We start from the raw sequence: 12,308 nt of genomic DNA on the forward strand, positions 1-12,308 counted from the left end.
GCCTCCCTTTTATAAAGTGCGTATAATCCGCCGCCATGACACGTACCCGAAATTCCCGCACCCCCAAACAACGCCCGACCGGCCGCGCCCGCGCCTGGCTGGGCTGGGCAATCAAGCTCAGCCTGGTTGGCCTGGTAGTGATCGCCGGCTTCGCGGTCTACCTCGATGCCACCGTGCAGGAGAAGTTCTCCGGCAAGCGCTGGACCATCCCGGCCAAGGTGTACGCCCGGCCGCTGGAGCTGTTCGTCGGCCAGAAGCTGAGCAAGAACGACTTCCTCACCGAACTCGATGCCCTCGGCTACCGCCGGGAAAGCGCGGCCAACGGGCCGGGTGCGGCGTCGGTCAACGGCAACACCATCGACATCAACACCCGTGGCTTCCAGTTCTACGAGGGCATGGAGCCGGCGCAGTTCGTGCGCGTGCGCTTCTCGGGCGACTATGTGGCCGGGCTCAATGGCGCCAACGGCGGCAAGCTCGACGTGGTGCGCCTGGAGCCGCTGATGATCGGCGGCATCTACCCGAAGAACCTCGAAGACCGGATCCTGATCAAGATCGACCAGGTGCCGCCGTACCTGCTGGAAACCCTGATCGCCACCGAAGACCGCGACTTCTACAGCCACTTCGGCGTGTCGCCCAAGTCGATCGCCCGGGCGATCTGGGTCAACACCTCGTCGGGTGCCATGCGCCAGGGCGGCAGTACCCTGACACAACAGCTGGTTAAGAACTTCTTCCTCACCAACGAGCGTAGCCTCAGCCGCAAGCTGACCGAGGCGATGATGGCGGTGCTGCTGGAGGTTCACTACGACAAGCGTGACATTCTCGAGGCCTACCTCAACGAGGTGTTCGTCGGCCAGGACGGCCAGCGTGCGGTGCACGGCTTCGGTCTTGCCAGCCAGTTCTTCTTCAGCCAGCCGCTGCAGGAGCTGAAACTGCACCAGATCGCCTTGCTGGTGGGCATGGTCAAGGGCCCGTCCTACTACAACCCACGCCGCTACCCCGAGCGCGCGTTGCAGCGCCGCAACCTGGTGCTGGACCTGTTGGCCGAGCAGGGCGTGGCCAGCCAGGAAGTGGTCGATGCGGCGAAGAAAATGCCGCTGGGCGTGACCAAGCGCGGCAGCCTGGCCGACAGCTCGTTCCCGGCCTTCCTCGACCTGGTCAAGCGCCAGCTGCGTCAGGATTACCGCGACGAAGACTTGACCGAAGAAGGCCTGCGCATCTTCACAAGCTTCGACCCGATCCTGCAGATGAAGGCCGAAACCGCCATGAGCGAGACCTTCAAGCGCCTGGCCGGGCGCAAGGGGGCTGACGAGGTGGAATCGGCGATGGTGGTCACCAACCCGGAAACCGGCGAGGTGCAGGCGCTGATCGGCAGCCGCCAGGCGGGCTTTGCCGGCTTCAACCGGGCGCTGGACGCTTCGCGGCCGATCGGCTCGCTGGTCAAGCCGTCGGTGTACCTGACCGCGCTGGAGCAACCAAGCAAGTACACCCTGACCACCTGGGTGCAGGACGAGCCGTTCTCGGTAAAAGGCGCCGATGGCCAGGTGTGGCGACCGCAGAACTACGACCGCCGCCCGCATGGCACCATCTACCTGTACCAGGGCCTGGCCAACTCGCTGAACCTGTCCACCGCCAAGCTGGGCCTGGAAGTGGGCGTGCCGAACGTGATCAAGACCATCGGCCGGCTGGGCGTGCAGGTGGACTGGCCGGCGTTCCCGGCGATGCTGCTGGGTGCTGGCGGCATGTCGCCGATACAGGTGGCGACCATGTACCAGACCATCGCCAACGGCGGCTTCAACACGCCGATGCGCGGCATCCGCAGCGTGCTCACCGCCGAAGGCGAGCCGCTCAAGCGCTACCCGTTCCAGATCCAGCAGACCTTCGACCCGGGTTCGATCTACCTGGTGCAGAACGCCATGCAGCGGGTGATGCGTGAAGGTACTGGCCGCTCGGTGTACAACGTGCTGCCCAGCTCGCTGACTTTGGCGGGCAAGACCGGTACCAGTAACGACTCGCGCGACAGCTGGTTCTCCGGCTTCAGTCAGGACCTGCTGGCGGTGGTGTGGCTGGGCCGCGACGACAACGGCAAGACCCCGTTCACCGGCGCCACCGGTGCGTTGCAGGTGTGGACCAGCTTCATGAAGAAGGCCGACCCGCTGCCGCTGGATATGCCGCAGCCGGACAACGTGGTGCAGGCCTGGATCGACCCGCATACCGGCCAGGGTTCCGACGCCAGCTGTCCGGGAGCGGTGCAGATGCCGTATATTCGCGGCAGCGAACCGCCCGTCGGCGCTGCCTGTGGTGGCGAGCAGAACCCGGCTGAATCGGTCATGGACTGGGTCAAGGGCTGGATGAATTGAGCACGAGCTTTGAAGAGGGTGTGAAGTGAACAAGTGGTGGATACCTGCCTTGACCGCGGTGGCCGTGCTGCACGGCTGCGCCAGCGTTCCGCGTGGCAACATCCCGGTGGTGGATTCGAGCACCCGGGTTTCCAACAGCGAGCGCGTCTCGGCCAACCGCACGTCGGCCTACCCGACCAGCGGCGGCAGCAGCCAGGCGCAGTCGCTGCCGGAAGACTCCGGCGTGACCGTGATGATCCCGCAGGGCAGCGGCGGTTCGCCGATCAGCACCACGCCGATCAGCACTGGCCCGATCACCCCGGGCCCGGTCAGCAGTGGCCCGATCAGCACCAACCCCAACCCGGTGGCTGACGAGCCGTTCGACATCGCCTCGATGAGCGCCCCGGCCGCCACCCCGGCGCCGACCGGCATCCCGCGGGCCAGCAGCGGCGGCTTGTCTGCCGACGAGCAGCTCGACGGCCCGGTGCTGGCGCTGCTGACCACCGCCCAGCAGCAGCAGGGCAGTGGCGACTTCAACGGCGCTGCCTCCAGCCTGGAGCGTGCCCAGCGCATCGCCCCGCGCGAGCCGCAGGTGCTGTTCCGCCTGGCCCAGGTGCGCCTGTCGCAAGGGGATGCGGCGCAATCCGAGCAGCTGGCTCGCCGCGCCCTGACCTACGCCAACGGCCGCCCGGACTTGCAAGCGCAGCTGTGGAACACCATCGCCCAGGCCCGCGAGAAGCAGGGTGACAGCGCCGGTGCTGCGCTGGCGCGGCAGAAGGCGCAGGTCAACCTGTGATGGAACAGCGCATTCTCGATATCGCCGACCACCTGCTGTTGATCGAGCGCGAGCTCAAGGTGCAGGGCTGGTGGAGCGATGCCACCCCCAGCGCCGAGGCGCTGGCCAGCACGGTGCCGTTCGCGGTCGACAGCATGGCCTTCGAGCAGTGGCTGCAGTGGATCTTCCTGCCGCGCATGCTGATCATTCTCGAGCAGGGGCACCCGCTGCCCAACGCCTCGGGCATCCTGGTGATGGCCGAAACGGTGTTCACCGACCGCCCGGAGCAGAGCCGGGAGCTGCGGCGGCTGTTGGCAGCATTCGATCAATTGATCAGCCCATCCGCCTGATTTCTTCAGTTTTTCCTTCAAGGGCCGCAGATTGTGGCCCTTTTTTATGGAAATCTTGTTTTTCCTGCTGCTGCATCGGTTTTTAGTGGTGGCTGCGATTCATCTTGCGGAAAAATTGGCAATAATTTTTCTTGACTTGTAGGCGCCAAATCACAAGAATCCAGATTCCGCTGTAGGGGGACTGCCAGAAGCAGACCCGCTAAGCAGATCATGAGGCGCACACCCGCGCCGACTTGTAACACCCCGCAACGCGTTACCTCGCGCTGGGTGGGAAGACCCGCAACACATCAGGGCTTTCCCAATACTTGCTCAGTCAGTGCTGACGTTCGCTCATGCTCTGCTTGGCAGTAAACCTATTAAGACCCGCCCAGTGAGGGCGGTATTCTGGCGTTTTAGAGGTGAACAACGTGGAGCTCTTATCCGGCGCTGAAATGGTCGTCCGCTTCTTGCGCGACGAAGGCGTTAAGCATATCTACGGGTACCCAGGCGGTGCTCTCCTGCATGTTTACGATGCGCTGTTCAAGGAACCGGAAGTCGAGCACATCCTGGTCCGTCACGAACAGGCTGCTACCCATATGGCGGACGGTTACGCCCGTGCCACCGGCAAGGCCGGCGTGGTACTGGTGACTTCCGGCCCAGGCGCGACCAATGCCATCACCGGTATTGCCACCGCCTACATGGATTCCATTCCGATGGTCATCCTGTCTGGCCAGGTGCCCAGCACCATGGTCGGCACCGATGCCTTCCAGGAAACCGACATGATCGGTATTTCCCGGCCGATCGTGAAGCACAGCTTCATGATCAAGCACGCCGCGGAAATCCCTGAAGTTCTGAAAAAAGCCTTCTATCTTGCGCAGTCTGGTCGTCCTGGCCCGGTCGTGGTCGACATTCCAAAAGATATGACCAACCCGGCCGAGAAGTTCGAGTACATCTACCCGAAAAAGGTCAAGCTGCGTTCCTATAGCCCGGCGGTACGTGGCCACTCCGGCCAGATCCGCAAGGCCGCCGAAATGCTGTTGGCAGCCAAGCGCCCGATCGTCTACTCCGGTGGCGGCGTGATTCTGGGTGGCGGCTCCGAAGCCCTCACCGAGATCGCCAAGTCGCTGAACCTGCCGGTCACCAACACCCTCATGGGCCTTGGTGGCTTCCCGGGTACCGACCGCCAGTTCCTCGGCATGCTCGGCATGCACGGCAGCTACACCGCCAACCTGGCCATGCACAACGCCGACGTGATCTTCGCCGTCGGTGCGCGTTTCGATGACCGCGTGGTCAACGGCCCGGCCAAGTTCTGCCCGAACGCCAAGATCATTCACATCGACATCGACCCTGCGTCGATCTCGAAGATGATCAAGGCCGACGTGCCGATTGTCGGCCCGGTGGAAAGCGTGCTCAACGAAATGCTGAGCATCCTGAAAGAAATCGGCGAGCAGCCTGACAAGGCGGCGCTGGATGCCTGGTGGAAGCAGATCGACGAGTGGCGTGGCGATGGCGACCTGTTCCCTTACGACAAGGGCGACGGCAGCGTGATCAAGCCGCAGCACGTGATCGAGACGCTGTGCGAAGTCACCCACGGTGATGCCTTCGTCACCTCCGATGTGGGCCAGCACCAGATGTTCGCGGCGCAGTACTACCGCTTCAACAAACCTAACCGCTGGATCAACTCCGGAGGCCTGGGCACCATGGGCTTCGGTTTCCCGGCGGCCATGGGCGTGAAGCTGAACTTCCCGGATCAGGATGTAGCCTGCGTCACCGGCGAAGGCAGCATCCAGATGAACATCCAGGAGCTGTCCACCTGCATGCAGTACGGCCTGCCGGTGAAGATCGTCAACATGAACAACGGTGTGTTGGGCATGGTCCGCCAGTGGCAGGACATGGCCTACAACGGTCGCCACTCGCACTCCTACGTCGAGTCGCTGCCGGACTTCGTCAAGCTGGCCGAGGCCTATGGCCATGTGGGTATCCGCATCACCAGCCTGAAAGACCTCAAGCCGAAACTGGAAGAGGCCTTTGCGATGAAGGATCGCCTGGTGTTCATCGACATCGCGATCGACCGTACCGAGCACGTCTACCCGATGCAGATCAAGGACGGCTCGATGCGTGACATGTGGCTGAGCAAGACGGAGCGTACCTGATATGCGGCACATCATCTCCTTGCTGCTGGAAAACGAACCCGGTGCCTTGTCTCGCGTGGTCGGCCTGTTTTCCCAGCGCAACTACAACATCGAAAGCCTGACCGTGGCCCCGACCGAAGACCCGACCCTGTCGCGTCTGACGCTGACCACCGTCGGCCATGATGAGGTGATCGAGCAGATCACCAAGAACCTCAACAAGCTGGTCGAAGTGGTCAAGCTGGTCGACCTGTCGGAGAGCGCCCACATCGAGCGCGAACTGATGCTGGTCAAGGTCAAGGCCACCGGTGCCCAGCGTGCCGAGATCAAGCGCACCACGGATATCTTCCGTGGCCAGATCGTCGATGTGACCGCCAGTGTGTACACCGTGCAACTGAGCGGCACCAGCGACAAACTGGACAGCTTCATCCAGGCGATCGGCACTGCATCGATTCTCGAAACCGTGCGCAGCGGCGTCACCGGCATTGCCCGTGGCGACAAAGTGCTCAGCATCTAACTTCAAAAATTAGCGATGGCTCCGCAGGGGGCCGAGATATAACCAGGGGTATTTCATGAAAGTTTTCTACGATAAAGACTGCGACCTTTCCATCATCCAGGGCAAGAAAGTCGCCATCATCGGCTACGGTTCGCAAGGCCACGCCCAGGCGTGCAACCTGAAGGACTCCGGTGTAGACGTTACCGTCGGTCTGCGTAAAGGCTCGGCCACCGTTGCCAAGGCAGAAGCCCACGGCCTGAAAGTTGCCGACGTGGCCACCGCCGTCGCTGCTGCCGACCTGGTCATGATCCTGACCCCGGACGAGTTCCAGGGCGCTCTGTACAAGAACGAAATCGAGCCGAACATCAAGAAAGGCGCCACCCTGGCCTTCTCCCACGGCTTCTCGATCCACTACAACCAGGTCGTTCCGCGTGCCGACCTCGACGTGATCATGATCGCGCCGAAGGCCCCGGGCCACACCGTTCGCTCCGAGTTCGTCAAAGGCGGCGGCATCCCTGACCTGATCGCCATCTACCAGGACGCTTCGGGCAACGCCAAGAACGTCGCCCTGTCCTACGCCGCAGGCGTTGGTGGCGGCCGTACCGGCATCATCGAAACCACCTTCAAGGACGAGACCGAAACCGACCTGTTCGGTGAGCAAGCCGTTCTGTGCGGCGGTACCGTCGAGCTGGTAAAAGCCGGTTTCGAAACCCTGGTCGAAGCTGGCTACGCGCCGGAAATGGCCTACTTCGAGTGCCTGCACGAGCTGAAGCTGATCGTTGACCTCATGTACGAAGGCGGTATCGCCAACATGAACTACTCGATCTCCAACAACGCCGAGTACGGTGAGTACGTCACCGGCCCAGAAGTCATCAACGAAGAATCCCGCAAGGCCATGCGCAATGCTCTGAAGCGCATCCAGGACGGCGAGTACGCGAAGATGTTCATCAGCGAAGGCGCCACCAACTACCCATCGATGACCGCCAAGCGCCGTAACAACGCCGCCCACGGCATCGAAATCATCGGCGAGCAACTGCGCTCGATGATGCCTTGGATCTCGGCTAACAAGATCGTCGACAAGGCCAAGAACTGAGGCCCTGCTTCGGTAGATGAAAAACGCGGCTTCGGCCGCGTTTTTTCGTTTGTGCGGGCTGCATCTGGTATAAAGCGATCAGTGGCTCGCCGTCAGAACCCATTTCGCGGGCCCATGTCGAACATATTCCACCCTGTTGCAAGGTACTTTTAATGAGCGAACGTCCCGAAGAGCCGAACAAGCCCTCCGACGCCGAAAGCCTGCTACCAGTCGATGAGCATGTTGAAGAAGGTCACGACGCCGAAGGGCGCAAGGTCCGGCACCGCGGCATCTATCTGCTGCCCAACCTGTTCACCACCGCGAACTTGTTCGCCGGCTTCTATTCCATCATCAGCTCGATGAGCGCGCAGAGCGCCCTGAGTGCCGGTGACCCGCGCGAGGCGAGCAAGTACTTCGCCTTTGCTGCCATCGCGATCTTCGTTGCCATGGTGCTCGACGGCCTCGACGGCCGTGTGGCGCGCATGACCAACACGCAAAGCGCCTTCGGTGCCGAGTACGACTCGCTGTCGGACATGGTCGCCTTCGGTGTGGCGCCGGCGTTGCTGGCGTTTGGCTGGGCGCTGGGTGACATGGGCAAGGTCGGCTGGATGGTCGCCTTCATCTATGTGGCCGGCGCCGCGCTGCGCCTGGCACGCTTCAACACCCAGGTCGGCACCGCCGACAAGCGTTACTTCATCGGCCTGGCCAGCCCGGCTGCGGCAGGTGTGGTAGCCGGTACCGTGTGGGCGTTCAGCGACTACGGTATCCAGGGCTCCAAGCTGTCGTTCCTGGTGGCGCTGCTGGTGGCTGCCGCGGGCATGCTGATGGTCAGCAACGTCAAGTACAACAGCTTCAAGGAACTGGACCTCAAGGGGCGCGTACCCTTCGTGGCCATTCTTGCCGTGGTGCTGGTGTTCGCCGTGGTGTTCAGCGACCCGCCGCGCATTCTGCTGCTGATCTTCCTTGCTTATGCGATTTCTGGCCCGGTGCAGTACCTGCTGCGCACCCGTCGTCGCAAAACCTGACAAAGATTTAATCGCGGAATAACCTGCCGGCTCCATAGTCTTACGGGTACATCAGTTACCCGTACTGTGGAGCCGCCATGCTCATCAAGCTTCCCCGATCTTCCGATTGCAAAGCGTCGGAGATCACCCCCGAAGGTATCTATCTCTCCCGCCGTCATTTGCTGGGTGCAAGCCTGGCGGGCCTTGCCGTGGGCGTCTTGCCGCGGCTTGGCGCCGCCGCCGAGGTGTCGCGCTATGCCGATGTCGAGCCCGGCAAGGCGCCGGCGTGGTTCGCCGACAAGCTGGGGGGCACACGCTGGCAGGCGGTGACCGTGCAGGGGGAGGCCATCACCCCGTTCAAGGATGCCACTCACTACAACAACTTCTATGAGTTCGGCCCCGACAAGGGTGACCCGGTGGCCAACGCCGGTAGCCTGAAGACCGAACCTTGGAGCGTGGTGGTGGATGGTGAAGTGGGCAAGCCCGGGCGCTATGCCCTGGAAGACTTCGTCAAACCCTATCAGCTGGAGGAGCGCATCTACCGGCTGCGTTGCGTCGAGGCCTGGTCAATGGTGATCCCCTGGTTGGGCTTTCCCTTGGCCGAGATTCTCAAGCAGGTAGAACCAACGTCGAAGGCGCGTTATGTGCGCTTCGAAACCCTGCAGGACCCGAAGAGCATGCCGGGCCAGCGCTCAGGCTTTGCGCTTATCGACTGGCCTTATGTAGAGGGGCTGCGCCTGGATGAGGCGATGAACCCGTTGGCGATTATGGCGGTGGGCATGCATGGGCGGGAGCTGGCCAACCAGAACGGTGCGCCGCTGCGTTTGGTGGTGCCGTGGAAGTATGGCTTCAAGAGTATCAAGTCGATCGTGCGCATCAGTCTGGTGGCGGAGCAGCCGGCGACTACCTGGCAGGGCCTGGCACCGACCGAGTATGGCTTTTATGCCAACGTCAATCCGACGGTTGACCACCCGCGCTGGACCCAGGCCCGTGAGCGGCGCCTGCCCAGCGGGCTGTTCAGCCCCAATGTGCGGGAGACGCAGATGTTCAACGGGTATGCCGATGAGGTGGCCTCTTTATATAGCGGGCTCGACCTGCGGAAGAACTATTGATGCGCTATCCCTGGTTTCGCTTCGGCATTTTCATCGCCGGTTGCCTGTTTCCGGCGTGGTGGCTGTATCAGGCACTGGCCGGGCAGCTAGACCCCGACCCTGGGAAGATCCTCATGGATCGCCTGGGGTTGGGCGCGCTGGTGTTCCTGTTGATTACCTTGAGCATGACGCCCTTGCAGCGATTGAGTGGCTGGTCGGGGTGGGTGGTGGTGCGTCGGCAACTGGGGTTGTGGTGCTTTGCTTATATCGTGCTGCACCTGGTGGCTTACCTGGTGTTCATCCTGGGGCTGGATTGGGGGCAGTTCGGGGTGGAGCTGCGCAAGCGGCCTTACATTATTGTGGGGGCGCTGGGGTTTGTGGGGTTGCTGGTGTTGGCGGTCACTTCCAACCGTTACAGCCAGAGGCGCTTGGGCGCGCGGTGGAAGAAGCTGCATAAGCTTGTCTATGTAGTGCTCGGGTTGGGGTTGCTGCATTTCTTGTGGATCGTGCGTTCGGATTTGCGGGAGTGGGCGATATACGCAGCGGTGGGCGGGGTGTTGATGGTGTTGCGGGTGCCGGGTGTGATGAGGCGGCTGCCGAGATGGGGGAGGGGGTGATCGTGGCTTGGAATGGGTTGTGGGGAGCCCCCTGACGGCCTTTTCTCGGCCTCCCCTCCAAATATTTCAATTATTTGAAATAAAGGGTTGACGGGGTTCCAGATCCCCTTATAATGCGCCCCACTTCCAGCGACAACGGAACGCGAAACTCCTTGATAATCAACGGGTTAAACGATTCGGAAGGTTCTGGAGGTGCTACGGTCGAATGATCGGAGCGGTGAAAAAGGTGGTTGACAGCAGGTTGTAACGCTGTATGATTCGCCTCCCGCTACGAGAGATCGCAGCGAGTTAAGCGGTTGAAGCTAAACGAGTTTCTCGGGAAAAACTTCAAAATAAACGCTTGACACGAAATGAGGAAAGCGTAGAATGCGCGCCTCGGTTGGGACGAAAAGCTCTTAACCAAACGCTCTTTAACAAATTGAATCAAGCAATTCGTGTGGGTGCTTGTGAGTACGGTTTGATAGTCGCCAAGATTATCAGCATCACAAGTGGCCATGCGAGAAATCACATAGTCATTTGAGATTGCTGAGCCAAGTTTAGGGTTTCTTAAAAACCCAAGCAGTATTGAACTGAAGAGTTTGATCATGGCTCAGATTGAACGCTGGCGGCAGGCCTAACACATGCAAGTCGAGCGGATGACGGGAGCTTGCTCCTTGATTCAGCGGCGGACGGGTGAGTAATGCCTAGGAATCTGCCTGGTAGTGGGGGACAACGTTTCGAAAGGAACGCTAATACCGCATACGTCCTACGGGAGAAAGCAGGGGACCTTCGGGCCTTGCGCTATCAGATGAGCCTAGGTCGGATTAGCTAGTAGGTGAGGTAATGGCTCACCTAGGCGACGATCCGTAACTGGTCTGAGAGGATGATCAGTCACACTGGAACTGAGACACGGTCCAGACTCCTACGGGAGGCAGCAGTGGGGAATATTGGACAATGGGCGAAAGCCTGATCCAGCCATGCCGCGTGTGTGAAGAAGGTCTTCGGATTGTAAAGCACTTTAAGTTGGGAGGAAGGGCAGTAAGTTAATACCTTGCTGTTTTGACGTTACCGACAGAATAAGCACCGGCTAACTCTGTGCCAGCAGCCGCGGTAATACAGAGGGTGCAAGCGTTAATCGGAATTACTGGGCGTAAAGCGCGCGTAGGTGGTTCGTTAAGTTGGATGTGAAAGCCCCGGGCTCAACCTGGGAACTGCATCCAAAACTGGCGAGCTAGAGTATGGTAGAGGGTGGTGGAATTTCCTGTGTAGCGGTGAAATGCGTAGATATAGGAAGGAACACCAGTGGCGAAGGCGACCACCTGGACTGATACTGACACTGAGGTGCGAAAGCGTGGGGAGCAAACAGGATTAGATACCCTGGTAGTCCACGCCGTAAACGATGTCAACTAGCCGTTGGAATCCTTGAGATTTTAGTGGCGCAGCTAACGCATTAAGTTGACCGCCTGGGGAGTACGGCCGCAAGGTTAAAACTCAAATGAATTGACGGGGGCCCGCACAAGCGGTGGAGCATGTGGTTTAATTCGAAGCAACGCGAAGAACCTTACCAGGCCTTGACATGCAGAGAACTTTCCAGAGATGGATTGGTGCCTTCGGGAACTCTGACACAGGTGCTGCATGGCTGTCGTCAGCTCGTGTCGTGAGATGTTGGGTTAAGTCCCGTAACGAGCGCAACCCTTGTCCTTAGTTACCAGCACGTTATGGTGGGCACTCTAAGGAGACTGCCGGTGACAAACCGGAGGAAGGTGGGGATGACGTCAAGTCATCATGGCCCTTACGGCCTGGGCTACACACGTGCTACAATGGTCGGTACAGAGGGTTGCCAAGCCGCGAGGTGGAGCTAATCTCACAAAACCGATCGTAGTCCGGATCGCAGTCTGCAACTCGACTGCGTGAAGTCGGAATCGCTAGTAATCGCGAATCAGAATGTCGCGGTGAATACGTTCCCGGGCCTTGTACACACCGCCCGTCACACCATGGGAGTGGGTTGCACCAGAAGTAGCTAGTCTAACCTTCGGGAGGACGGTTACCACGGTGTGATTCATGACTGGGGTGAAGTCGTAACAAGGTAGCCGTAGGGGAACCTGCGGCTGGATCACCTCCTTAATCGAAGACATCAGCCTGCTGATGAGCTCCCACACGAATTGCTTGATTCATTGTGTAAAGACGATGCTGTAACGCGACCCTGTTATAGGTCTGTAGCTCAGTTGGTTAGAGCGCACCCCTGATAAGGGTGAGGTCGGCAGTTCAAATCTGCCCAGACCTACCAATTACTTGGTGCGGCCTAGGTTATACGGGGCCATAGCTCAGCTGGGAGAGCGCCTGCCTTGCACGCAGGAGGTCAGCGGTTCGATCCCGCTTGGCTCCACCACTCTTTCAGGTTTCGCAGCACTGTTCAGAACTTAGAAATGAACATTCCGGTGTGAATGTTGATTTCTGGCTTTTGTCAGATCGTTCTTTAA

9 protein-coding genes, 2 tRNA genes and 1 rRNA gene are annotated in these 12,308 nt (G+C 60.3%); all 12 read left to right on the forward strand.

The genetic code is table 11. The annotated features are described in order from the left end of the window. The first annotated feature begins 35 nt into the window (after positions 1 to 35). Positions 36 to 2,357: a penicillin-binding protein 1B gene (gene mrcB, locus KSS94_RS03935; protein ID WP_217841750.1), complete on the forward strand. Its 2,322-nt coding sequence runs from the start codon at positions 36 to 38 to the stop codon at positions 2,355 to 2,357. Positions 2,358 to 2,382: 25 nt separating this feature from the next. Further along, on the forward strand, positions 2,383 to 3,132 hold the full coding sequence (locus KSS94_RS03940; RefSeq protein WP_217841751.1) for a tetratricopeptide repeat protein: 750 nt from the start codon (positions 2,383 to 2,385) through the stop codon (positions 3,130 to 3,132). Next, positions 3,129 to 3,461, forward strand: coding sequence for a YqcC family protein (locus tag KSS94_RS03945; protein WP_217841752.1), 333 nt, complete (start codon positions 3,129 to 3,131; stop codon positions 3,459 to 3,461). Before KSS94_RS03940 ends, KSS94_RS03945 begins: the two co-directional genes overlap by 4 nt. Before the next feature lie 407 nt (positions 3,462 to 3,868). Then, entirely contained in the window at positions 3,869 to 5,593 is a 1,725-nt protein-coding gene (locus KSS94_RS03950) for an acetolactate synthase 3 large subunit (RefSeq protein WP_217841753.1), read from the forward strand. Position 5,594: 1 nt separating this feature from the next. Continuing rightward, complete coding sequence (gene ilvN / locus KSS94_RS03955) at positions 5,595 to 6,086, forward strand: acetolactate synthase small subunit (RefSeq protein ID WP_003250040.1); 492 nt, start codon at positions 5,595 to 5,597, stop codon at positions 6,084 to 6,086. Between the two features lie 55 nt (positions 6,087 to 6,141). Beyond that, positions 6,142 to 7,158 (forward strand): ketol-acid reductoisomerase, encoded by a 1,017-nt coding sequence (ilvC, locus tag KSS94_RS03960; RefSeq protein ID WP_027594992.1) that lies wholly within the window; start codon positions 6,142 to 6,144, stop codon positions 7,156 to 7,158. A gap of 152 nt (positions 7,159 to 7,310) precedes the next feature. Then, positions 7,311 to 8,162, forward strand: coding sequence for a CDP-diacylglycerol--serine O-phosphatidyltransferase (pssA, locus tag KSS94_RS03965; protein WP_217841754.1), 852 nt, complete (start codon positions 7,311 to 7,313; stop codon positions 8,160 to 8,162). 77 nt (positions 8,163 to 8,239) lie between these two features. Beyond that, positions 8,240 to 9,253 carry a protein-methionine-sulfoxide reductase catalytic subunit MsrP gene (gene msrP / locus KSS94_RS03970; RefSeq protein ID WP_217841755.1) on the forward strand — a complete coding sequence of 338 codons (1,014 nt, stop codon included), beginning with the start codon at positions 8,240 to 8,242 and terminating at the stop codon, positions 9,251 to 9,253. Further along, a complete protein-coding gene (gene msrQ, locus KSS94_RS03975; RefSeq protein WP_217841756.1) occupies positions 9,253 to 9,849 on the forward strand; it encodes a protein-methionine-sulfoxide reductase heme-binding subunit MsrQ in 597 nt (198 codons plus the stop codon). The genes msrP and msrQ overlap by 1 nt, the downstream gene beginning before the upstream one ends. Positions 9,850 to 10,415: 566 nt before the next feature. Then, positions 10,416 to 11,952: ribosomal RNA gene (locus KSS94_RS03980) — 16S ribosomal RNA — on the forward strand. Between the two features lie 86 nt (positions 11,953 to 12,038). Continuing rightward, a tRNA-Ile gene (locus KSS94_RS03985) sits at positions 12,039 to 12,115 on the forward strand. A 26-nt stretch (positions 12,116 to 12,141) separates the two neighbouring features. Continuing rightward, positions 12,142 to 12,217 (forward strand) — tRNA-Ala (locus KSS94_RS03990). Positions 12,218 to 12,308 lie beyond the last annotated feature (91 nt).

This window comes from Pseudomonas fakonensis, assembly GCF_019139895.1.
Classification (GTDB): Bacteria; Pseudomonadota; Gammaproteobacteria; order Pseudomonadales; family Pseudomonadaceae; genus Aquipseudomonas; species Aquipseudomonas fakonensis.

Bases quoted from the DNA above. Each gene is read 5' to 3' on its own strand.
- mrcB (WP_217841750.1), top strand. From the start codon at position 36: ATGACACGTACCCGAAATTCCCGCACCCCCAAACAACGCCCGACCGGC.
- ilvN (WP_003250040.1), top strand. From the start codon at position 5,595: ATGCGGCACATCATCTCCTTGCTGCTGGAAAACGAACCCGGTGCCTTG.
- ilvC (WP_027594992.1), top strand. From the start codon at position 6,142: ATGAAAGTTTTCTACGATAAAGACTGCGACCTTTCCATCATCCAGGGC.
- pssA (WP_217841754.1), top strand. From the start codon at position 7,311: ATGAGCGAACGTCCCGAAGAGCCGAACAAGCCCTCCGACGCCGAAAGC.
- msrP (WP_217841755.1), top strand. From the start codon at position 8,240: ATGCTCATCAAGCTTCCCCGATCTTCCGATTGCAAAGCGTCGGAGATC.
- msrQ (WP_217841756.1), top strand. From the start codon at position 9,253: ATGCGCTATCCCTGGTTTCGCTTCGGCATTTTCATCGCCGGTTGCCTG.